This window comes from Candidatus Bartonella washoeensis Sb944nv, from assembly GCF_000278135.1.
Lineage (GTDB): Bacteria > Pseudomonadota > Alphaproteobacteria > Rhizobiales > Rhizobiaceae > Bartonella > Bartonella washoeensis.
In genome coordinates this window covers 484096-508423 of record NZ_JH725022.1, presented here as the reverse complement: position 1 = coordinate 508423, position 24328 = coordinate 484096, and the positions used below count along the sequence as shown (strand labels likewise).

Genomic DNA, 24328 nt, shown 5'->3' with positions numbered 1-24328 from the left:
ATACTCAATCTCACTAATAGTTCGGATAGAGAAGTTAAAATCGCAGAGCAATTGATAGAAAAATGATACCACCTTTAAAAAGTTTTGATGATTTAGGCCTTTCCGAAAAGGTTATTAAAGCAGTGAAATCAGCCGGATATACGATTCCAACTCCTATTCAGAGTGGAACAATCCCTCATGTGCTTCAAAGAAAAGATGTTCTAGGAATTGCTCAAACGGGGACTGGGAAAACTGCCTCTTTTGTTTTGCCTATGCTCACACTGCTTGAAAAAGGTCGGGCAAGAGCGCGAATGCCTCGTACTCTCATATTAGAACCAACACGGGAACTTGCAGCCCAAGTTGAAGAAAATTTCGATAAATACGGAATAAATCATCGTGTAAATGTTGCACTTTTGATTGGTGGTGTTTCTTTTGAACACCAAGAGCGTAAACTTGAACGGGGTGCAGATGTTCTTATAGCAACCCCAGGGCGTCTTCTTGATCATTTCGAACGCGGTAAATTGCTCCTAATGGGTGTGGAAATCCTTGTTATTGATGAAGCTGATCGCATGTTAGATATGGGCTTTATTCCTGATATTGAACGTATCTGTAAACTCACCCCTTTTACACGTCAAACTTTGTTCTTTTCTGCAACAATGGCACCGGAAATCACAAAGCTAACAAAGCAATTTTTACATTTTCCTGTGTCTGTTGAAGTTACCAAAGCATCCTCAACAGCCACTACAATTACACAACGGCTCGTCAAATCTGGAAATAAAGCATGGGATAAAAGGGCTGTTTTACGAGAGTTAATCCACAACGAAGGTGAAGAACTAAAGAACGCTATTATTTTCTGTAATCGAAAAAGAGATATCTCTGAACTTTTTAGATCGCTCGTCAGACATAATTTTAGTGTAGGCGCGCTTCATGGAGATATGGACCAATATTCACGTATGAACACGTTGGCCGATTTTAAAGATAATAAACTTACACTTCTTGTTGCCTCTGATGTTGCCGCCCGTGGACTCGATATCCCAGCTGTAAGCCATGTCTTTAATTATGACGTTCCCACACATGCGGAAGACTACATTCATCGAATTGGTCGTACAGGGCGCGCAAATCGTAGTGGAAAAGCTTTTACAATTGTCACAAAAGCTGACCAAAAATATATCAGTGCTATTGAAGAAATGAGCAACGAAAAAATTGAATGGCTTAATGGAGATCTCTCCACTTTAACAAACGATGATCAAGAAGATGACAGCATTGTAAAAAGAAAATCTCCCAAATCAGTAAAGAAAACTGCTCCCAAAGGGCGTGCTGTTCAAACTAAAAAGTCTTTAAAAGATGATAAAGTAGAACACATAAAAACTGCGAATAATAAAGAAAAACCGCCTGAAAAACATCGCCCTCGAAACAATAAGAATTACACTCCCCTCGGATTTGGTGATGATATCCCAGCATTTATGCTCATAAAAACCCGCACTTAAACTGGAAATTTTCTTCTTTGACAGTGCAAAAACAAATAAAATACCCCGAAAGTACTGCTCTTACTCCCCTTGGAGACTCAGTTTTTCTATTACTTTCTCACGCCCTAAAAGCTGCAAAATTTTTCCCATTTCAGGACCATGAGCCATTCCAGTAAGCGCTTGCCGTAACGGCATAAACAAAGCCTTTCCGCTACGGCCTGTTTTTTCTTTTAATGCTGTTGTCCAAATTTTCCAACTTTCATCATTCAAGACACCTTCAGGTAAAAAATTAAGTGACTGACGCACAAAAGCACGATCCTCAAGAGCTACTGTATAAAAGCTCTGTGCATCATGAATAATTTTCCACCATAAAGCAGCTTCATTCACTTTATCAATATTGCTCCTTATCGCATTCCAAAAACACTCTGCCTTTTCTCCATCAATAGAAAGCTTTTTAAGCCGCATTTTAACTTCCTCATAGGTTAGCTCATGGACAAGATGGCTATTCAAAGTAAGAAGATCAGCAACATCAAATTTTGCAACCGATCTTGACGTATCTTGAAGATTAAAATGCTCCAAAAGAGCTGCTTGATTAGGATAAGGACGCACATTTTGCGATGTCCCAATTAAAACAGCGAGACATTGAACAGCTATAGATTCAAATCCCTCTTCTCGTAAAGAGCGAATTGAAAGAGCACCATCACGTTTTGAAAACCCTTTTCCTGAAAGCGTTGATAACAAATTAATATGACCAAAAACTGGTTTTTTCGCGTTAAGAGCTTCAAAAAGAGCAATTTGAGCACCTGTATTGGTGATGTGGTCATCGCCACGAATAATGTGTGTGACAGCCATGTCTATATCATCAACGACAGAGGGCAACGTATAAAGATAGCTTCCATCTTCACGAATTAAAACAGGATCTGAAAGAGAAGCTAAATCAATCGTCTGCTTTCCCTTTACCGCATCATTCCAACAAACTTCTGTTCGCTGTGTTTGCAAAGGGTTATCTTTAAAATTAGGAAGAAGAAAGCGCCAATGAGGTTTACGACCTTGTGATTCAAAGTTTTTTTTCTCTTCTGCTGTCAATTTTAATGCAGTGCGGTCATAAACAGGAGGCAATTTGCGTGAAAGCTGGATTTTACGACGCCGTTCTAATTCTTCTGCTGTTTCATAACAGGGATAAAGAAGACCACGTTGTTTGAGAATTTCAGCAACTTCATCATATCGACTAAATCGCTTAGATTGATAATAAACTTCATTTGGTTGAATACCAAGCCATTCAAGATCAACCACGATAGCATCAATATATTCTTGTTTAGAACGTTCAACATCTGTATCATCATAGCGCAAAATAAATGCTCCATTATGCGCTTGCGCATAAAGCCAATTGAACAGAGCAATACGAATATTACCAATGTGAATATAACCTGTTGGAGAAGGGGCAAAACGAACTTTTATCATAAAATAATGCTCAATTTTTATCGCGAAAACGATTGACAATAGGATAACGACGATCACGCCCGAAATTTTTATAACTGATTTTTACGCCGGGTGCGGATTGTCGTCTTTTGTATTCTGCACCATAAAGAAGGTGTTCAATTTTCTCAACTGTTTCCTTTAAATGCCCACGCTTAACAATATCACAAACACTCATGTCATTTTCTACAAAAGATTGCAAAATATCATCTAAGATAGGATAAGGAGGAAGAGAATCTGCATCTTTTTGATTTTCTCGAAGCTCTGCAGAAGGTGCTTTTGTTATAATATTTGGTGGAATGACAATCCCTTCCGGTCCCTCAAAATTTTGCAAGTGATTTTTATTGCGCCACTCAGCTAATGCGTAGACCTGCATTTTATAAATATCCTTAATAGGATTAAACCCTCCGTTCATATCACCATAAAGTGTTGCATATCCCACAGCTATTTCGGACTTATTGCCTGTTGTCACTAACATTGAACCAAATTTATTTGAAAGAGCCATTAAAATAGTTCCGCGTACACGACTTTGAAGATTTTCTTCTGTAACATCAGATGGCAAGTTTGAAAAAACAGGCGCCATTGTATTCAAAAAAGCCTCAACAGGTTGCATAATCGGTATTATTTCATAATGACATCTTAAAAGACACGCGCAATCTTTAGCATCTTTCAATGATTCTTGCGAAGTATAATGATAAGGCATCATGATGGTACGAACCCTCTCAGAGCCAAAAGCATCTACAGCCATTGCCGTACAAATTGCTGAATCAATTCCTCCTGAAAGACCAAGGATAACATCCTTAAAGCGGTTTTTATTGACATAATCTCTCAAACCTAAAACACAAGCTTGATAATCTGCGGCTAACCCATTGAGAAGATTTTCATTTGGACCAGAAATACATTGCCATCCTGTCGTTTTTCGTTGCCAATGGCTCAAAGCGATATGGCTTTCAAAATGTTTCATTTGAAACACTATTTTGCCTTGTCCATTCAACGCAAAAGACCCACCATCAAAAACGAGCTCATCTTGACCACCAATTTGATTAGCATAAATAATTGGCAGACCAGATTGAAGAGCTTGCGCACGCACAACTTCTATACGTTTTAGTGTTTTATTGCGACAATAGGGAGATCCATTAAGAACGAGAATAATTTCAGCCCCTTTATTGCAAAGCTCTGCACAGAGTGAGTGATTATTCCAAATATCCTCACAAATCACTATTCCAAGTCTTACCCCATGATAGACAATAGGCTCGGGGCGTGAACCCGAAGAAAATAAGCGTTTTTCGTCAAACTCTGCATAATTAGGCAAGTCAAATTTCAAGCTCTCCGCAATTATCCGTCCTTCATCAAGAAGCATGACACCATTATAAACGTTACCATCACGCCTTAAAGGAAGACCAATTACGATTCCGATCCCCCCTGCTGTTATCTTTGCTAATTCCTTAACTGCATCTTCACATGCTTTTATAAAAGCAGGTTTAAGAACGAGATCTTCCGGTGGATAAGCACTGATAAAAAGCTCCGTGAATAAAACAAGGTCAGCTCCCTTTTCTTTAGCCTCCCGATATGCCATTACCGCAAGAGAAAAATTCCCGTCAATATCACCGACTACAGGATTTAATTGGGCTACTGCTACCCGAAAATCATTTTTCATAAGCCTTGGTATCATTTCATCAGTTGAGCAACCACAACTCTGTTTTAATCATCAAAAATATTCTTTTTTCAAAAAAAACTCTCCCCTCATAAACATCTAAAATAAAAAATGTGATGTAACTTTTTATCTAACCATTCGCAGCAAGTGCTAATGAATCAGTATCACGATTTTTTTTAAGAAGTTCAGCAACAAGAAAGGCTAATTCCAAAGCTTGATCTGCATTTAATCGTGGATCACAGTGCGTGTGATAGCGATCAGACAAATCTTCTACAGAAATAGCATGTGCACCACCTGTACATTCTGTTACATCACGACCAGTCATTTCAATATGAATGCCCCCTGGATAGGTTCCTTCACCATGATGCACTGAAAAAAACTTTTGTACTTCTTTTAAGACATAATCAAAGGGACGGGTCTTATAGCCATTTACAGTCACTGTATTGCCATGCATTGGATCACACGACCATATAACCTTATGTTTCTCCCGCTCAACTGCACGGATCAATTTAGGAAGATAATTTTCAATTTTATCATACCCAAAACGTGTAATGAGAGTCAGCCGCCCCTCCTCGTTTTCAGGGTTTAAAATAGCAATCAATCTCAAAAGCTCATCAGGTTCAATAGAAGGACCACACTTCAACCCAATGGGATTTTTAATACCGCGACAATATTCAACGTGTGCATGATCAATCTGACGTGTACGATCACCAATCCACAACATATGACCAGACGTTGCATACCAATCTCCAGAAGTCGAATCAATCCGCGTTAAAGCCTCTTCATAGCCAAGCAACAGCGCTTCATGACTCGTATAAAAAGATGTTTCACGTAATGAAGAATTCGTTTTTGAGGTAATCCCTATGGAGCGCATAAAATCAATCGCTTCAGAAATACGTTCTGCCAATAACTCATAACGCTCGCCCTGCGGACTGTTAGAAACGAAACTCAACATCCAGGTATGAACATTTTCTAAATCGGCATACCCCCCTTGTGAAAAAGCACGCAAAAGATTAAGTGTTGCCGCAGATTGGCGATAAGCCATAGACATTCGTTGCGGATCAGGAATACGAGAATTCACCCCAAACTCAATGCCATTAATAATATCCCCTCTGTAAGCAGGAAGTTCAATCCCTTCTTTGCTTTCCATATCACTCGAGCGCGGCTTTGCAAACTGACCAGCAATACGACCGATTTTAACAACTGGCTTAAAACTCCCAAAAGTTAAAACAATTGCCATTTGCAAAAATACACGAAAAAAATCACGGATGTTATCAGCTTCATGTTCTGCAAAGCTTTCTGCACAATCTCCACCTTGTAATAAAAAAGCTTGGCCTTTCGCAACTGCTGCTAATTCATTTTTTAAAGCCCTTGCCTCACCAGCAAAAACCAAAGGAGGATAGCTGCGCAACTTTCGTTCAACATCCGCTACCACAGATTTATCAGGATAATTCGGAACTTGTTTAATTGGCCTTGCTCTCCAAGAGCTCGGCGTCCATTCTTTTATCATTGCAATCTCTCTAGAGGTTAAAAGCTCACAGCTTATTTTATAAATAAAGCTTTGCTGTTTACAGTAACCACTGTTCACATTTCTACTTTTTTCCCATTTTCATATACATAACTTGGTTTATACATCGTTACCAGTTCTTCTGCCATCGTTGGATGCACAGCCATCGTTTGATCAAAAACATCTTTGGTTAGCTTCCCCTTAAGAGATATCCCAATAAGCTGTGCCATCTCACCAGCGTTTTCTCCCAAAATATGGGCCCCCACAACAATACGACTTTCACCATCAACGATAAGCTTCATAAACATTTTTTCTGAACTACCGGAAAGAACATTGCGCATAGGACGGAAAACTGTACGATAAATTTCAACACGCTTATAACGACGTACCGCTTCTTCTTCTGAAAGACCAACTGTCCCAATCTCCGGCTGAGAAAAAACAGCTGTCGTAATTAAATCATAATCAGGCGTGGTGGGAATATTCTCAAACGCAGTCTTAACGAAACACATTGCATCATGGATCGCAACAGGGGTCAATTGAACATGGCCCGTTACATCACCAACTGCCCAAATATGGGGTACATTTGTTGTCATCTTGTCATCAACAACAACTGCACCACATTCATTCAATTTAACGCCTGCTCGCTCAAGCCCTAAGCCTGTTGTGTTTGGTACACGTCCCGTGGCCAACATAACTTGATCAACATTGATTGTTTGCCCACTTGATAAAACAACATCATAACAATTTCCTGTAGACTGAACTTGAGAGACTGTTGCCCCATAAATAATAGAAATCCCCTTCTCAATCATTGCATCACTAAGTAACTGTCGCAAATCATAATCAAAATTACGAAGGATTAAATCACCCCGATGAAGGAGCGTCGTTTTTACACCTAATCCATGAAAAATATTAGCAAATTCAACCCCAATATATCCACCACCAACAATGACTATTGATCTTGGTAGTTTTTCAAGATCAAAAATTTCATTAGAAGTAAGACATAAATCGCTGCCTTTTATTGAAGTATTTGGAGCAATTTTTGCTCCCGTCGCGATCAGAATTTTTTCTGCTCTTACCTGCTCACCTGTCACAGAAAGCTCTAATGTATGATCATCCACGAAAACAGCACGACTTTCATAAATATGAACATTATTATTTTCCAATCCCTTGCGATAAAGCTCCTCTAATCTTAATATTTCGTTATTTTTAGCCATAACCAATTTTTCCCAGCTAAAAATTGGATCAGCGTATTTCCATCCAAAACCAATGCTTTTCCTGAACTCTTGTGCATATTGTGACGCATAAACATATAATTTTTTGGGAACACAACCGCGAATGACACAAGTCCCCCCTATACGATATTCTTCTGCTATAGCAACACGCTTACCAAGTTCTCCAGCAAGGCGCGCAGCGCGCACCCCACCAGAACCGCTTCCAATAACAAATAAATCAAAGTCAAAAGATTCCACACAATATTCCTTCTTACGCATCTATAACAAAAGGTTCTTGTTTTATTATCAAATGATAAGTTCTTTTTATTTTTGAGTATCATTTTCTTATATAAAACAATATCTTAAAAAAGACCTCCTTTTATTAAAAACAGCTGGGAAACCACCATTTAAAAAAATAAAAAAGGAACCATTCATTATTGTAATGATATCAATCAAGCTATTTGGATTTTTTTGAAGAACCAGATTTCGTAGGCGTAATAGAATTTTCCAGATTAAGTGTTTCAGACATCTCTTTCTTCACATTTTTTACAAGATCCTGCATAATAGTAGAACGCCATGAATCAAATGTAGAATAAGCATCACGCGCAATACTCGGAACTTCTGTCAAAAACTTTTTACCGGTATCGGAATTATAAAATGCCGTGATTGCATCAAGCTCTTCCTGAGTAAAATATTTTGCATATACCTGAGCAATTTCTTTTTCTAAATCAGAACGCCGTTTAACCAAAGCAAGCGCTTGCTTATCAACAATCTCAGAAATAGCCGTTGCCAAATTGGGGTCGTCACCTATGAGTTCATTTTTGAGATCACGTGCAGCTGTCGGTAAAAAGCTATCAAATTGATCCGTTGCATGAATAGCATTGATAGCCTTTCTCGCTGAAATTAAATGCTGATTGCTCACACCTTGCGCCTGCACTATTCCAATATTCACAACCAAAATGGCAACTGCACCCAAATATGCTATAACACGCCGAAAAGAAAATATTTTTTTCATTTAATGATTACCCCGATAATTAATTATAATTCAAATTTGCTATTCTATCCAAAACTTTCAACGTCCCCTTTTATTGTGCTAATATAGTGACATGTAAACTATCTTCTTTAAAAATCAAACGTTTCTAAAACTTTTATTGGACCATTTGCCATCGCCACGATTGCACGCGAAGCCAATCCTAAGAAGAGACCATGCTCGACAACCCCAGGAATTGCAAGAAGCGCATCCGATAATAATTTTGGCTGCAAAATGCGCCCCCAAGATGCATCAAGAATAAAATGACCACCATCTGTTTCAAAAGGATTCTCTCCATTCATTCGTAATGTGATTTCCCCAGAAAGCCCTAACCCCTCAGCTGCTTTCTCGATGGCTCTGCGTGTAGCATGCAAACCAAACGGATTCACTTCAATTGGCAAGGCAAAAGCACCAAGCGTTTTTACTATCTTTGTTTCATCCGCGATAACAAGCATCGTACGAGATGCAGTCGCTACAATTTTTTCACGTAATAATGCTCCACCTCCGCCTTTAATGAGAGTCAATTTTGGACCAATTTCATCCGCGCCATCAATAGTAAGATCAAGCTCAGGCATTTGCTCTAAAGTAGCAATAGGTACCCCAAACTTATGGCAAAGCTGTTCAGAATACTGTGAAGTAGCGACACCTGTCACCCGCAAACCATTCGCAACACGTTCACCAAGAAGGCGAATAAATTCATTTGCTGTAGAACCAGTTCCTATACCAAGTCTCATATCATCTCGAACAAACTCAAGTGCTTTAGTGGCCGCCATTTTTTTTAACTGCTGAACATCCATGAATCACATTGCCCTTTTACGAATTAACGATATTTCATCACAAATTGATAACAAAAAGTAGTCTATTACCCCAATTCATCATAAATTTATTCACCATCTTTTGGCTGAAAGAACATTTTTTTAACTTATATGATAGTAATAAAACAGAATAATTAATAATTTTAGCTCTTTTAAAAATTTTTTGTATATTCCATGCTCAATTTACAAAATTATAAGCGATGGAAATATCGAAAAATCATCTATCTTTTCAGAATGTTAAACATTGGTTAGTTCTGATAAAATTAATGTCCCTCCTGCATTATGAGAAAATGAAGTATAAGCAAAAAATGTTGCTATCGTTTTCTCTTCTTTTTGTGCCTGCAATTAAGAGATTCCAATAAATTGTGCATTTATTGTGAATACTGCCTGTGTATATTCCATGGCCTATGGACCCCCCTAGAAGACCAAATGATATCTCCGTTTTTGGCCATCATGACGCTTCCTCGTAATAACAATTGTTGAGGCGTAAATGTTATTTGCGTCTTCTTTGTGCATGTTTGATCACTCATTGCAAATGTCTTAATTACAACATCTGCCTCTACACATTGATCTGTTTTTTCGTGCAAAACAATGACTTTTAATCCATTTTCTAATAAGGACGTACAAATATGATCATCACAAACAAACTGTCCACTAAAAGAAGGACCGTATTTCGTTGGCTTGATCGTCTCATTTACGCGAAACGAATTTTTCCATATAGATGTTGTAAACTGAGAAATATGATAACGATCAATGTAGAGCTTTTTATCATTGATGACGCCCACAACACTCATATTGTCTGCTATAATAAGTTGTACAGGAGAGTGCGCCAAGCAAGCATAAACACCAATTAAAATAAACAGACTAAAAAAGAACCTGATGGATGTTTTGCAAAAAGTAAGCCCAGCCAAACCTATACTAAATAAAACCAACGCAGATAACGGCATGAATCCGGGATTGAAAGTAGGAGAAATGGCTTTTACAGCGTAAGCAATTTTTGTGACAAGAGCAATACCAAAACCCATAATTTGTAAAGGAAACCATTCAAAACCCAAAAGCATTGCGAGTACCGCTATTAATCCAAAGGGTATGATGAGTATTGATATAACAGGCAAAGCTAAAGCATTGCTGATAATGCTAAGGAGTGCAATATTGGAAAAATGATAAGCAGCGTAAACTCCACTGGAAGCACCTGCTACCAGCGAAGATGCGCATGTTGAAATCACCGATAAGAAAGCAAAGTGAACCATTCTACCTCCAACATAAAATGGTGTTGTTTTTCTTATACGAAAAGATAATCGCCCACTCCACCAATCAAAAAAAGCAATCAAAGCTGCAGTGGCAGAAAAAGACATTTGAAAGCTGGGGCCTAATATTTCATGTGGAGTAATAGCTAAAGTTATCAAACCTGCAATAGCGAAATTACGCATTGTTAAAGCAGAACGATTACATAATACAGCAACCAACATAACAGCAATCATCACAAAACTTCTTTGTGCTGATACAGCCCCACCTGACAACAGCAAGTAAAAAGCTGTAGTCATTAATGCGGCAATGGCAGCGAACTTTTTAGCAGAATAATAGGATGAGAAAACTGTAAAAAGTGCTAAAAAACTACGGATGCTGATAAGAACCATACCGCTCAACAGAGCCATATGTAACCCTGATATTGATAAAATATGTGCTAAACCAGCAATACGTAATGCTTCATTTACATTATTTGAAATACCACCTCGCTGTCCTGTTATGAGGGCAGCGGCAATACTCCCTTTTTCGCCGTTCAGCGCCATACTGATTCTTTGAGTCATGTTCGTTCGTAAATTTTCAATTTTCTGTAGAACTCTACCCAATATCGTATCAGGCCGTGAAACTGATATTTTGATTGGTTTTCCCAAATAAATTCCCTGTGCACCAATTCCTTTAAAATAATTATGAAAACTAAAATCGTAACCTCCTGGACGCACAGGCCCAGATAATGCACGAATTTTTGCCCTTCCATATAGCCCATCACCGATCGCTAATCCATATGGCAAGTGTCTTGCTGATAAACGAATACGATGAGGTCCATGGCGTAATGCTGGCTTTTCTGTACTCAAAATATCTAGAACTAAACGAAATCCCCCTCTTTGCATCGACTCAATAGAAATAATCCTTCCCGTTAAGGTCGTGACAATATCATGGCTCAACATTAGTGTAGATATACGCCACGTTTCTATTTTTGCAGCTAAAGCGCCTAATATAATACAACACAGCAATCCAGTGATAATCCATATTCCCCGATAGAAACGTAAAATGTACAATATTCCAAGGAATATACTCACCAGTACAGAAAATTGCTCCCAACTCGGCTCTCGCTCTAAATTAAAATAACAAATAATGCCTGTGGAAAAAAATACTAAAACTAATAAAAAAAGAAGTCCTAAAGAAATTTCTCTATTTATGCACTCTACCAACCACTCCCAGCAAAAAATGATTGCTTTTTTTAAAGGCTTAAATAGAGAAAGCTTTTGTTTGTTACAACTAGTATTCTTTATACCATTAAGAGTAGAGAGCGCATCTTGGCATACCCGATCCAATTTCTTTCTTTCTAACAAAACCCTTCTTGATAAATCATCCTTAACTTTATTTTTATTTAACATCCGCATCCCCCCACTTTACTTGCAACGCGGCTATTGCACACTCTTTTACCTATGCTAACATAAGCCTTCCATAAAGTTCCATAATAACGTCTTAATTAACTTAGAGGAAGATATCCGTGACCGTCATTACCCGTTTTGCCCCATCCCCCACTGGCTTTCTTCATATTGGAAGTGCCCGTACTGCACTTTTTAATTGGCTTTATGCAAAACATACTGGTGGAAAAATGCTTCTCCGTATTGAAGATACAGATCGAGAACGCTCAACGGAGGTAGCTGTAAAAGCTATTATAGATGGCTTACACTGGATGGGGCTTAGCTATGATGGTGTCCCTATTTCGCAATTCGAACGCGCAGAACGTCATCGGCAAGTTGCTGAACAATTGGTAAAAAACGGCAAAGCTTACTATTGCTATGCTTCACCTGAAGAATTAGCTGAAATGCGTGAGAATGCACGCGCAGAAGGCCGTCCACCACGTTATGATGGACGTTGGCGCAACCGTGATATTTCTGAAGCTCCTGAAGGCGTCAAACCTGTTATTCGTATCAAAGCTCCACAAGATGGAGAAACAATTGTGCATGATCGAGTCCAAGGTGACGTTCACTTCCCCAATAAAGATCTGGATGATTTTATTATTTTGCGTTCAGATGGCTCGCCGACCTACATGCATGCTGTTGTCGTTGATGATCATGATATGGGAGTAACACACGTCATACGTGGTGATGATCACCTTACAAATGCAGCCCGTCAAACAATTATTTTCAATGCAATGGGGTGGAATATCCCTGTTATGGCACATATTCCACTTATCCATGGTGAAAACGGTGCAAAATTATCAAAACGCCATGGCGCATTAGGTGTTAATGCCTATCGGGCAATGGGATATCTTCCTGCTGCTTTGCGCAATTACCTCGTTCGTCTAGGTTGGAGCCATGGTGATGACGAATTAATTTCAATCGAAGATATGATTTCTTGGTTTGATATTGATGATATCAATAAAGGTGCGGCTCGTTTTGATTTCAAAAAACTCGATGCCATCAATGGACATTATATACGTATGAGTTCAGATCAAGATCTTTTTGATGCTGCTCTTAACATTTTGCCAGAAATTGAAGGTGGATTAGAAATAATTAAAAGGCTTGATCAACAGCGTCGTGATCAATTTTTAGCAGCTATACCACATTTAAAAGAACGTTCTAAAACACTCTGTGAACTCATTGACAATGCCTCCTTCATTTTTAGGCAACGGCCGTTACCTCTTGATGAAAAAGCGCAAAGCATCTTAGCCCAAAATGGACAAACCTTCTTAGAAGGTATCTATCTTATCCTAAAAGCCTGCCCCAATTGGGATGCAAAAACGTTGGATGAAACTCTTCGATATTATGCACAGACACAAGATCTAAAATTGGGAGCTGTTGCCCAACCACTTCGGGCTGCTCTCACAGGACGTGCAACATCACCAGGAGTTTTTGATGTTTTGGTTTTATTGGGACGCGATGAATCTCTCAACCGTATCAATGACCAACTTGTCAAAACTGCAGTTTAAATATATATACCTAGGCTAAGTAGATTTTAGAAATGGCTATTTAAAGACAGATGCCTCGACGCAAATTGAAGCCATTTTCTCTCTTAAGTAGTCGAACTACATATTTGGTAAAATTACAAATAAAAAATATTTTTAGATTGCATGAGCCAACTTTTAGAGTAAATCTATCCTCAACATAGTTAGAAAAAGCTTCCGTTACATACCTGCCTATCTGATGAAGCGGCATCTTGATTTTTAGTGCGAAGGATCTGAAAGGAATATCTAATGTCTGAGAATAAAGCACATATTACCCTGAATGGTAAAGAAATAGAACTACCTGTGCGTAAAGGCACTATAGGTCCAGATGTCATTGAAATTGCTTCTCTCTATAAAGAAACAGATACTTTTACTTATGATCCTGGTTTTACCTCAACTGCCTCTTGTGAATCAAAAATTACTTATATTGATGGTGATAAAGGAATATTGCTTTATCGTGGTTATCCTATCGACCAACTGGCTCAAAAAGGAGATTTTCTCGAAAGCTGCTATCTTTTACTTTATGGTGAACTGCCAACAAAACAAGAAAAAATCGATTTTGACCGTCGTATTATGCAACACACAATGGTACATGAGCAGTTTGCGCGATTCTTCCAAGGGTTCCGTCGTGACTCGCATCCTATGGCCGTCATGGTTGCATGTCTTGGAGCTATGTCGGCATTCTATCACGACTCCATTGATATTACAGATCCTCAACAGAGAATGATCGCTTCTATTCGTCTCATTTCAAAGGTTCCAACTCTTGCCGCTATGGCGTATAAATATAGTATTGGGCAGGCATTCGTTTATCCGCGAAATGATTTGAGTTATGCTGCCAATTTCCTGCGTATGTGTTTTTCTGTTCCTTGTGAAGAATATAAAATCAATCCAGTGCTTACTCGAGCTATGGATCGAATCTTTATTCTCCATGCAGATCATGAACAAAATGCTTCTACATCCACTGTACGTCTTGCTGGGTCATCTGGAGCTAATCCATTTGCATGCATCGCAGCAGGTGTTGCATGCCTTTGGGGACCAGCTCATGGTGGAGCCAATGAAGCATGCCTAAAAATGTTACAAGAAATAGGTTCCGTCAAAAGAATTCCTGAATTCATTGCTCGTGCAAAAGATAAAAATGATCCTTTCCGTCTTATGGGGTTTGGTCATCGAGTCTATAAAAATTATGATCCACGCGCAAAAATCATGCAACAAACCTGCCATGAGGTTTTAAAAGAACTGAATATTCAAGATGATCCACTTCTTGATATTGCTATAGAACTTGAAAATATTGCCCTGAATGATGAATATTTTGTTGAAAAAAGACTTTATCCGAATGTTGATTTCTATTCTGGCATTACACTAAAAGCTTTAGGCTTTCCAACTGAAATGTTTACTGTTCTTTTTGCATTAGCACGCAGTGTCGGATGGGTCGCACAATGGAAAGAAATGATTGAGGATTCCGCGCAAAAAATTGGTCGACCACGCCAACTCTATACAGGCTATGCAGCGCGTGAATATGTCCCTATAGATAAGCGTATGAATTAAAAAATAAACAACCAATCAGTAAATTTCAATTTATCTTACTGAAGCTTTATTGTGAATAATGAAATAGCTCTATAGTAACAGTATTTTTATAAACTTTGATCAATGATTCTATCTAAACATATTTCTCATAATTTGATGTCAAATTTAGAATCATTATCGCATAAAGAAACTAAACGATGATAAGAATTTTTCTCTCTAATCTCCCCTCTCCAAAAACCTTGCAAAGAAGGAATCAAAGTGCTATTTTGAAACTATACACCTGATATCTTTTATCCCTCTCTTCTATAGATTTTGTGAAAAGATGAGACACACTCTTAAAGTTTTTTTACGCAAAATAATGAGGCATTCTAGGAAAGGTCCTTGTATGGCTATTAGTAGACACCTTCGGTAGAACCTTTTATTGGTGATATACTTCTTTTTACAAGTAAAATTTGCGTATCCGTCAAAAGAACAAATTTTTAAATTTCATGAATACGATAGAAAAGACGGAACATTTTCTGCAAACAATCTACGGTATATTCAAGATATTTATTTTTTTCTGTGTTCATCATACTCATATATTTAATAAAAACAGAATATTTCTTTGATACTCATGTTCTTGTAATGATAGCAAAATAGACACTCATAGATTTTTGGATTGCTCCCAAAGAACTTAAATATTATAAAATTTATGACAATCTCACGTTTTTGCGCTTATTCAACAGGAGAACAGAATGAAATTATTAAAAATAGCTCTTATAATAAGCACAACACTGTTCACCCAATCTGCCAATGCTCAAATGCTAAAAATTGCAAGTGACGCTTCTTACCCTCCATTTAGTTACATTGACTCAAATAATAAACTCCAAGGTTTTGATATTGATATATCTTATGCACTTTGTAAAAAAATGAATGTCGAGTGTACTTTCATCACTCAAAACTTTGAAGGAATGATTCCCGGTCTTCTTGCAAAAAAATACGATGCGATCATTTCTTCCCTTGCACCTACACAAGAGCGCTTACAAAAGATTGACTTTACAGATCCCTATTATAACACAGCACTCGCTGTCATTGTTACTAAAGATTCAGAAATTAAAGAGATCTCAGCAGAAGCATTTAAAGGTAAAAATCTTGGCGTCCAATCCAATACAACACAAGCTGCATACGCAGAAGACCGTTATGCTTCTGAAGGAGCAAATATTAAACTCTATCCTACAATAATAGAAGTAAATCGTGATCTTTTGAGCCGTCGACTTGATGTCGTTATTGTTGATAAAATACAAGCTCTAAACTGGCTTGAAAATGAAGGAAAAGATTGCTGCAAACTTCTAGGAACTCTGGAAGAGACCAAATTTCCTATTGCGATTGCAATACGTAAAAATAATAATGACCTTAAAAATAAATTTAATGAAGCAATAAAAGGAATCCGTTTGGATGGAACGTATGATAAAATTATGAAAAAATATTTTACAGTTGATATTTATTAAATATCAAATTAGACGGACTGTTTATTTCTAAATAATATTCCTATTTAAATTTTAATTCTTATATGTACCTCATTATATGGATATGGTTTTTTTATAAGAGCAATGATGATAACAGTTTTTTGTTTTTGTATTCTTGATATCTAAAACCTTCTTCGTACTTAAATTGAATAGTCTTTTTTAACGCTAAATATTTGATTTTTTTTTGAATGAAATGCTCAAGATAAATCATCTCATGAAAAAAAATCTATAATATGAGCAATGAGAGAGAGATTTTTTTACGTTTGTCATAATTACATTAATAAAAAGGTGTTCATCATTACAGTATCAAAATAAACACTCATAAATTTTTGCATTGCTCCCTGAAAAACTTACAGATTATAAAATACATGACAATCTCATATTTTTCCGCTTATTCAACAGGAGGACAGAATGAAATTACTAGCAACAGCTCTTATAATAAGCGTAGCATTGTTCACCAAATCTGCCAATGCTCAAACGCTAAAAATTGCTAGTGAAGGCTCCTACCCTCCGTTTAGTTATATTGATTCAAATAACGAACTCAAAGGATTTGATATTGATATATCTTATGCACTTTGTAAAAAAATGAATGTCGAGTGTACTATCAACACTCAAGACTTTGAGGGAATGATTCTTGGTCTTCTTTCCCAAAAATACGATGCGATCATTGCTTCTCTTGCTCTCACGAAAGAGCGCATGCAAAAGATTGACTTTACAGATCCCTATTATAGCACAGCACTCGCTGTTATTGTTACTAAAGATGCAGAAATTAAAGAGATCTCAGCAAAAGCCTTTAAAGGTAAAAATCTTGGTGTGCAATCCAATACAACACAAGCCGCATACGCAGAAGATCATTATGCTTCTGAAGGAGTAAATATAAAACTTTATCCTACAACAATAGAAGTTAATCGCGATCTTTTAAGCCGTCGCGTTGATGTCGTTATCGTTGATAAACTGCAAGCATTAAACTGGCTCAAAAATGAAGGCAAAGATTGCTGCCAGCTTCTAGGAACTCTAGAAGAGACAAAACTTCCCATTGCAATTGCAATACGGAAAAATAATAATGATCTTAAAAAAAAATTCAATGAAGCAATAAAAGAAATCCGTTTGGATGGAACGTATGATAAAATTATGAAAAAATATTTTACAGTTGATATTTATTAAATATCACTCTGATCTCAAATTTGACAAACTGTTTATTACTAAAAACATTATCTAATTCTTTATGAGGAATGCAAGAATGATTGAAGATTTAGCATTGCTATCATTTAGCAATGGTCGGTGGGGTATCGTTATACTTTCTAGTGCGGGAATAACGTTATCATTGGCTTTGTGCTGTGGGCTCTTGGGACTTCCTTTAGGTCTTCTAGCTGCTGTGATGATTCGATCGGATATCAAAATAGCCAAAGCTATAGCGTCTCTCTTTTCATCGGTGTTTCGTGGGTTACCGGAGCTTTTAACCTTATTTTTAGTTTACTATGGATTACAAAATATTATTCAAATTGTTTTTGATTATTTTAATATTGAAATAATGTTCAATATTAATGCTTTTGTTGCTGGCGTTCTTGCACTTAGTATGGTTCTTGCTGCCTTTTCTTGTGAAGTTTGGCTTGGAGCATTCAACATTTTTGATAAAGGCCAATATGAAGCGGCTAAAGCTCTAGGGCTTTCACGCTCAACTACATTTTTTCGTATTGTCTTTCCTCAACTCATTCAAAATGCTTTGCCAGGGCTTTCTAATAATTGGCTTACCTTACTTAAAGATACATCTCTCGTATCAACTATTTCACTTGTTGATCTTATGAGACAAACGAACTTAGCAGTCGCAGCCACCGATAAACCTATGCTTTTTTATCTTGTGGCATGCTTACTCTATTTGTTATTTTCAGCGTTCTTTTCTGCAATCTTGCGCACTCTAGAAATATATACTCAAGCAGGATATCGAAAGGTGTTGAGTTGATGATTCCTGAGTGGCTTTATTTCCTTTTTAATCCTGCTCTTTTAAACCGTTATGGGCCTAAATTTATTGAGGGCTTTATTGTTACTGTTGAGCTTGTTTCTATTGCTTGCTCCATTGGTTTTTTTCTTGGTATGCTTATTGCGTTTGCACGCTTATCAAATAATAAATTTGTACGATATTTTGCAGAAATTTATGTCTATTTTTTCCGCGGCTCTCCTTTATTAGCACAGCTTTTTCTTTTTTATTATGGCCTTGGTTCAATGAATGACTTCTGGCAACAGGTTGGTTTGTGGTGGTTTTTTCAAAATGCGTGGTATTGTTGTCTTTTCATTTTTGCACTCAATTCTGCTGCCTATCAATCTGAAATTTTTAAAGGAAGTTTTCTATCTGTAACAACCGGACAACGTGAAGCATCAAAAGCATTAGGATTGAGCAGTTCTACAACATTTTTTAGAGTTATTCTTCCGCAAGCCATGGTCGTAGCATTACGCCCTTTGGGAAACGAAGTTATTTTAATGATTAAATCCAGTGCTATTGCCTCACTCATTACTGTTTATGATTTAATGGGAATTGCTAAGCTAACTTATTCACGTACATTCGATTTTCAAGTTTATGTTTGGGCTGCTCTTATCTATCTTCTTATCGTTGAGCTTATTAATCGTTTTATTATTTTTATCGAATATCGTTTAACCAGATATCTACGGTAAATAAAGAGCACAAAAACCTCTACCAAATCAAAATTTTAAATTAATCAATTTATTTATCAATGAAAGAATACAACAAGATGAATTTGGAAAATAATCAATCTGCGCATACCGCTAAAAATTCCGTGATTTCTATTCGGAATTTAAATAAATGGTACGGAGATTTTCAAGTCCTTTACGATATTAACTTCGAGGTTAAAGCTGGCGAACGAATCGTTATCTGTGGTCCTTCCGGATCAGGAAAATCAACTTTGATTCGTTGTATTAATCAATTGGAAAAAGCACAAAAAGGTTCAATTTGCATCCATAATATTGATATTCATGCTTCCCCTCTATACCAGCAAAAGAATGTCCTACGTAAAATAGGAATGGTCTTTCAGAACTTCAATTTGTTTCCTCATATGAACGTTATACAAAATTGCATTTTAGCACCTATGGCAGTTCAAGGGCTTTCTAAAAAACAAGCAAAAGAACGAGCAATTCGTTATCTTACTGATGTTGGAATTGAACAACACTGTAACAAATACCCTTTACAACTCTCTGGCGGGCAACAACAGCGTGTTGCAATTGCCCGTGCACTTTGTATGGAACCTGAAGTAATGCTTTTTGATGAACCAACGTCCGCTCTTGATCCAGAAAGCGTCGGAGAAGTTTTAGAAGTTATGGTTCAATTGGCAAATACAGGCATAACAATGCTCTGTGTCACCCATGAAATGGCTTTTGCTCGCGAAGTTTCAGAAAGAATTCTCTTTTTCGAAAATGGGAGAATTATTGAAGATATAGAATCTGACGAATTTTTTACCAATCCTAAAAGTCAACGTGCTCGTGATTTTCTTGCTAAAATTAAACACTAATCATCAATATTGTTTCACCTACACAATCCCAAGTGTCTTGATTTTTCTTTCAAAAGGGTGATAATCGTTCGAGCTGCAATCTCCCTAGATGGTACTTCAGTCTTCATTTTTTGTTCCATCATCTCAAAAGCCTCAAGTTGTGCCTGTCGCAATAAAGGATTACGCAAAAGTTGTTCTATCTGCCTTGCTAACATACCAGGTCGTAGAAATTCATTAAAATATTCTGGTACAATAGGCTTATCAGAAATAATATTCGGAAGAGCAGCGCTCCATAACATTATTTTAGGAAAAATAAAGAATTGAGAAAAACGATCAAGTTTATAACAAAGGACCATTGGAATTTTTGCTAATGCCAATTCAAGTGAAACCGTTCCAGATGCTGCAAGTGCCACATCTGCATCCGCAAAAGAACGCCATTTTGCATCTTCGCCAACAACAATTTCTACTTTACTTCTCCACCCCTGTACAAAACAACGAACTTTATTCATTAAATGCGGCAATGTTGGTAAAATAATACGTAAATTAGGAATCCGTTGAGTAAGAATCTTTACCACTTCTCCAAAAATGGGCATTAAAGAGCAAATTTCTAAATTACGAGATCCTGGTAAAATAAGCACTGTGAACGATCGTTTCTGTTTGCTACACGGCTGTTTTTTTTCTGATTGAACAGCCAAAAGCGGAGGATAAGTTAAAAGACGATGTCCAACATAAGTAGTGGAAGGACCATCCAAATCTTTCATAATTTTTTCTTCAAAAGGGAAAACCGCCAAAACATGGTCGACGAATTTGCGCATAGCTTTAGCACGTTCTGGACGCCATGCCCAAACAGTTGGAGCAACGTATTTAATGATAGGAATAGAAGGCGCTAAAATACGTACTTTTTTTGCAACACGATGGGTAAAATCAGGACTATCAATAATAATGAGACAATCAGGTTGTTCTCGTGCAATAAATTTGGACAAATTACGAATATGTGCTAATAATGATGGCAATTTTTTTAACACTGCACCTAACCCTATTAAAGCAATATCATTGGGATCAAAAATGCTTTTTAAACCCAATGACTGTAGGCGCCTTCCACCAACACCAATTAGTTGAATATTACATCCTGTTTGTTCTGATAAACAAGCAATCAAATCGGCTCCAAGAAAATCACCGGACTCCTCACTTGCAACAACAGCAATTTTTAAGGAACAATCACTCATAATCAGATTTTTCAAATGTTTCTATAAAAAGTGAATATTTGTTGGCTTTTTCTATTGTTGCTTTTGCTGCTAATATTAGACTTCTATTCGCTTCCACAGCAATACCAGACAATCCACTCTTTGCAGCATTTACTATCGTCGCAGGTCCAATTGATGGCAAATCAACACGATGATCTTGTTGTGGTTTTGTACATTTAACAAGAACACCACCTTTAGGCGGGATTTGCTGTCTTTCCCTCATTTCACAAACCCGCCACAGCATATTATCAGTTCCCTCTGCACCCTCTACCGCAACCACCCTTCCATTTATAGCAACAGCTGCTTGCCCAATATCTAATTGACCTAAAAGCTTTACTGCTTTAGCTGCTAATAAAATATCTTTTTTCTCTTTTCGCATAGCACGCCGCACTGTTAAATCAAATTTCGTTGGAGCTAAGAGGTCTGGCACTATTTCATGGACACCAATAACACAAAAACCATGCGCTTCAACAATCCTTATAAAAGCCTTCAATAAAGCATCATCACCTTTTGCTAAAGCCCCGAGTATCTTGGGTAAAGCTAAAAAGGTCGTCCAATCTGGTTGCAATTGCCTAAGAAGAGGCCGTTTTTTCACACCACCCGCCAAAACGATATTACGAATTTCCGCTGCTTTTAAGATTTTAATGAGCCGCGCTAATTCTACAATTGACAACTCACAATGCTCATAGCGATGAAGCACAGCATCTGCCTCATCACGTAAAAGAACAAGAAAAGGATTCTGTCCATGTCTCTCAAGTGCTTGAGCCACAGTGATAGGCAAAATACCGTTTCCCGCTATGATAGCAGTGCGACCAGAAAAAAGATTTCTAGCATCCCAAACAGACATTCTAATCCTTATTTGCTTTTATCCTGTCATCCTCAAATTTAGGTGTACAATAAAAACGTTTTCCTTCTTCCTTAATAAAATTAACGACATCCAGAACAGATTGAGAAGTAGAATAGAAAGAAGAAACATCACTTATACGCTCTTTAAAAGGTTTACTACGATCAAAAAGCATGGCAACTGCATGGCGTAGTGCATGAATATCTTTACGCTCAAGTCCTGCACGTTTCATGCCGATAATATTTAAACCAGCAAGTTTTGCCTGCACACCAACAGCTGTCCCGTAGGGAATTAGATCGCCAACCAGTGCAGATACACCACCGATAAATGCATGATGCCCAACACGAACAAATTGATGAACAGCAGAACCACCACCAATAATGACATAATCACCAATAGTAACATGACCAGCAATCATTACATTATTCGCAAATGTTACATGATCCCCTACGTGGCAATCATGAGCAACATGCGCATAACAAAAAAATTGGCAATCCTCACCAACAATCGTCATTCCCACACTCGAATCTGAGCCTCTATGCATTGTTACGCCTTCACGAATCGTGCAATTTTTACCAATCGAAAGAGTTGTCTCTCCTCCCTTATGTTTATTATTTTGTGGATCTGCTCCCAAAACTGCATGTGAAAATACTTTACTATTGGCTCCTAACCTTGTCTTCCCCATTATCACAACATGACTCATCAAACTGCATTCATCACCAATAATAGCCTCTGAACCAACATAACAAAACGGTCCAACTTGTACATTCTCACCAAGCTGCGCCCCTTTCTCTACAAGAGCAGTTGGATGGATTCTCGTACCGGACATTTTAAATCCCCATCAATATCGTTTACTCTTCTTCAATAATCATCGCAGCAATTTCCGCTTCAGCGATGCGGACATCCTCTACTTTTGCAATACATGAAAAACGCCGCATACCAGACCTCTTTTTTAAAAGCCGCACATGTATCCTTAGCTGATCACCTGGGACAACCGGCTTACGGAATTTCGCATTATCAACAGTCATGAGATAAACTAAATTCGCTTTCTTATACCCTAATGTTAGAAGTGAAATTGCTCCTGCTGTTTGCGCCATCGCTTCTAAAATTAAAACCCCAGGCATAACCGGTTTTGCAGGGAAATGTCCCATAAAATGCGGCTCATTAATTGTTATATTTTTAATACCAATGGCTTTTTGCTCACCATCAATTTCAATTATGCGATCAATCAATAAAAACGGATAACGATGCGGTAATATTGATAGCAATTTTTCAATATCTACAGCCTCTAAACTTTTCGTTTCTTCTATGCTAACCATATTAGCGTTTTTCCTTTTTGACTTTGCCAATATTACGCAACGCCGCTACTTCACGAAACCACTGTTTGAATGGTCGCGCTGGACTACCTCCCCATTTTTCACCATCCGGGATATCATTCATAACGCCGCTACCAGCAGCAATTTGAACATATTTACCTATTATAATATGATCTGCTACTCCGACACTCCCGCCAAGCTGAGACATATCACCTATGGATGTACTTCCAGCAATTCCACACTGAGCAGCAATAAGGCAATAACGACCAATCTTCACATTATGGGCAATCTGCACTAAATTATCAATTTTGCTCCCTTCACCAATAATAGTATCTTCAAATGTCCCACGATCAATTGTTGTATTTGCACCAATTTCTACACCATCCTCGATTATAACACGACCAATCTGTGGAACTTTTTCAATTCCAGAAGCACTGCCAACATAACCGAAACCGTCTTGTCCAATGCAAGCACCAGGATAAAGGTGAACCCTGTCACCTATCAAAGAATACTGAACTGTTACCTTAGGAGCAATATAACAGTCACGCCCAATATGACAATTTTCACCGATAACAGCAGTCGATGAAATAAGAGACCCTGAACCAATTTCAACATTTCTACCAATAACAGCTCCCGCTTCAATACACACATCGTGCGCTAATTTAGCACTTGGATGAATATGCGCATGCGGAGAGATCCCTCTCTTTCCAAACCAAGGCATCGGCTTGACAGAATCAGGAAATAAGATGCGACCAATTTGAGCAAAATCACGCTGCGGCGTGGACGTCACCAAAATTGCCATAGATTCAGGGACTTTAAAAACAATTTCATTTGTACAAAAAACTGCTACAGCGGGACTTCCTAAGAGAGCATCAGAAAACTTGCGATGCTCCACAAAGACAAGAGAACCTTCTCCAGCGCTTTCAAGAGAAGAAAGAGTGTTTATAACTGTGTTAGAAAACTCTGGATTAAGAAGTTTTGCACCTGTCAACTCAGCAACATTAGCAACTGTCAATCGCCGGGACGGCGTAAAAAAAAACGTATCCGCCATCAAAACACTTT

At 37.7% G+C, this 24328-nt stretch carries 20 protein-coding genes; 8 read left to right on the top strand and 12 right to left on the bottom strand.

Going from position 1 to position 24328, the window contains the following annotated elements; all coding sequences use genetic code 11:
* The first annotated feature begins 62 nt into the window (after positions 1–62).
* Positions 63–1466, top strand: coding sequence for a DEAD/DEAH box helicase (locus MCQ_RS02165; RefSeq protein WP_006923263.1), 1404 nt, complete (start codon positions 63–65; stop codon positions 1464–1466).
* 60 nt (positions 1467–1526) lie between these two features.
* On the opposite strand, the gene gltX (MCQ_RS02160) is transcribed toward MCQ_RS02165, so the two are convergent.
* The 7 genes from gltX (MCQ_RS02160) to MCQ_RS02130 all read right to left on the bottom strand — a co-directional run bounded on the left by gltX (MCQ_RS02160) (position 1527) and on the right by MCQ_RS02130 (position 11777).
* Positions 1527–2906: a glutamate--tRNA ligase gene (gene gltX, locus MCQ_RS02160; RefSeq protein WP_006923262.1), complete on the bottom strand. Its 1380-nt coding sequence runs from the start codon at positions 2904–2906 to the stop codon at positions 1527–1529.
* A gap of 10 nt (positions 2907–2916) precedes the next feature.
* Positions 2917–4578 carry an NAD+ synthase gene (locus MCQ_RS02155; RefSeq protein ID WP_006923260.1) on the bottom strand — a complete coding sequence of 554 codons (1662 nt, stop codon included), beginning with the start codon at positions 4576–4578 and terminating at the stop codon, positions 2917–2919.
* Positions 4579–4705: 127 nt separating this feature from the next.
* Positions 4706–6085 carry a class II 3-deoxy-7-phosphoheptulonate synthase gene (locus MCQ_RS02150; RefSeq protein ID WP_006923258.1) on the bottom strand — a complete coding sequence of 460 codons (1380 nt, stop codon included), beginning with the start codon at positions 6083–6085 and terminating at the stop codon, positions 4706–4708.
* 74 nt (positions 6086–6159) lie between these two features.
* Positions 6160–7551, bottom strand: a complete 1392-nt coding sequence (gene gor, locus MCQ_RS02145) for a glutathione-disulfide reductase (RefSeq protein WP_006923256.1) — start codon at positions 7549–7551, stop codon at positions 6160–6162.
* 199 nt (positions 7552–7750) lie between these two features.
* Positions 7751–8308: a DUF2059 domain-containing protein gene (locus tag MCQ_RS02140; protein WP_006923254.1), complete on the bottom strand. Its 558-nt coding sequence runs from the start codon at positions 8306–8308 to the stop codon at positions 7751–7753.
* Positions 8309–8415: 107 nt separating this feature from the next.
* Complete coding sequence (gene rpiA, locus MCQ_RS02135) at positions 8416–9120, bottom strand: ribose-5-phosphate isomerase RpiA (protein WP_006923253.1); 705 nt, start codon at positions 9118–9120, stop codon at positions 8416–8418.
* 389 nt (positions 9121–9509) lie between these two features.
* Positions 9510–11777 (bottom strand): ComEC/Rec2 family competence protein, encoded by a 2268-nt coding sequence (locus tag MCQ_RS02130; RefSeq protein WP_006923250.1) that lies wholly within the window; start codon positions 11775–11777, stop codon positions 9510–9512.
* A gap of 116 nt (positions 11778–11893) precedes the next feature.
* Here MCQ_RS02130 and gltX (MCQ_RS02125) point away from each other — a divergent pair, with 116 nt between their 5' ends.
* From gltX (MCQ_RS02125) to MCQ_RS02095, 7 genes are all read left to right on the top strand, one after another.
* Positions 11894–13321 carry a glutamate--tRNA ligase gene (gltX, locus tag MCQ_RS02125; RefSeq protein ID WP_006923249.1) on the top strand — a complete coding sequence of 476 codons (1428 nt, stop codon included), beginning with the start codon at positions 11894–11896 and terminating at the stop codon, positions 13319–13321.
* A 264-nt stretch (positions 13322–13585) separates the two neighbouring features.
* Positions 13586–14881 (top strand): citrate synthase, encoded by a 1296-nt coding sequence (gltA, locus tag MCQ_RS02120; protein ID WP_006923247.1) that lies wholly within the window; start codon positions 13586–13588, stop codon positions 14879–14881.
* A 713-nt stretch (positions 14882–15594) separates the two neighbouring features.
* Positions 15595–16347, top strand: a complete 753-nt coding sequence (locus MCQ_RS02115) for a transporter substrate-binding domain-containing protein (RefSeq protein ID WP_006923246.1) — start codon at positions 15595–15597, stop codon at positions 16345–16347.
* A 429-nt stretch (positions 16348–16776) separates the two neighbouring features.
* Positions 16777–17529: a transporter substrate-binding domain-containing protein gene (locus tag MCQ_RS02110; RefSeq protein ID WP_006923245.1), complete on the top strand. Its 753-nt coding sequence runs from the start codon at positions 16777–16779 to the stop codon at positions 17527–17529.
* Between the two features lie 76 nt (positions 17530–17605).
* Positions 17606–18325: an ABC transporter permease gene (locus tag MCQ_RS02105; RefSeq protein ID WP_006923244.1), complete on the top strand. Its 720-nt coding sequence runs from the start codon at positions 17606–17608 to the stop codon at positions 18323–18325.
* Complete coding sequence (locus MCQ_RS02100; protein ID WP_006923243.1) at positions 18325–19032, top strand: ABC transporter permease; 708 nt, start codon at positions 18325–18327, stop codon at positions 19030–19032. Before MCQ_RS02105 ends, MCQ_RS02100 begins: the two co-directional genes overlap by 1 nt.
* A 77-nt stretch (positions 19033–19109) precedes the next feature.
* Complete coding sequence (locus MCQ_RS02095) at positions 19110–19883, top strand: amino acid ABC transporter ATP-binding protein (RefSeq protein WP_006923242.1); 774 nt, start codon at positions 19110–19112, stop codon at positions 19881–19883.
* A 14-nt stretch (positions 19884–19897) separates the two neighbouring features.
* Here the strand turns inward: MCQ_RS02095 and lpxB are convergent, their stop codons facing one another.
* Genes lpxB through lpxD form a run of 5 tightly spaced genes read right to left on the bottom strand, consistent with a single transcriptional unit; the run spans position 19898 to position 24317 of the window.
* On the bottom strand, positions 19898–21088 hold the full coding sequence (gene lpxB / locus MCQ_RS02090; protein ID WP_006923241.1) for a lipid-A-disaccharide synthase: 1191 nt from the start codon (positions 21086–21088) through the stop codon (positions 19898–19900).
* Positions 21081–21953 carry an LpxI family protein gene (locus tag MCQ_RS02085; RefSeq protein WP_006923240.1) on the bottom strand — a complete coding sequence of 291 codons (873 nt, stop codon included), beginning with the start codon at positions 21951–21953 and terminating at the stop codon, positions 21081–21083. The genes lpxB and MCQ_RS02085 overlap by 8 nt, the downstream gene beginning before the upstream one ends.
* Before the next feature lies 1 nt (position 21954).
* Positions 21955–22779 carry an acyl-ACP--UDP-N-acetylglucosamine O-acyltransferase gene (gene lpxA / locus MCQ_RS02080; RefSeq protein ID WP_006923239.1) on the bottom strand — a complete coding sequence of 275 codons (825 nt, stop codon included), beginning with the start codon at positions 22777–22779 and terminating at the stop codon, positions 21955–21957.
* A 22-nt stretch (positions 22780–22801) separates the two neighbouring features.
* Positions 22802–23269, bottom strand: coding sequence for a 3-hydroxyacyl-ACP dehydratase FabZ (gene fabZ / locus MCQ_RS02075; protein ID WP_006923238.1), 468 nt, complete (start codon positions 23267–23269; stop codon positions 22802–22804).
* Position 23270: 1 nt separating this feature from the next.
* Positions 23271–24317: a UDP-3-O-(3-hydroxymyristoyl)glucosamine N-acyltransferase gene (gene lpxD / locus MCQ_RS02070; RefSeq protein ID WP_035007777.1), complete on the bottom strand. Its 1047-nt coding sequence runs from the start codon at positions 24315–24317 to the stop codon at positions 23271–23273.
* Between the last annotated feature and the right edge of the window lie 11 nt (positions 24318–24328).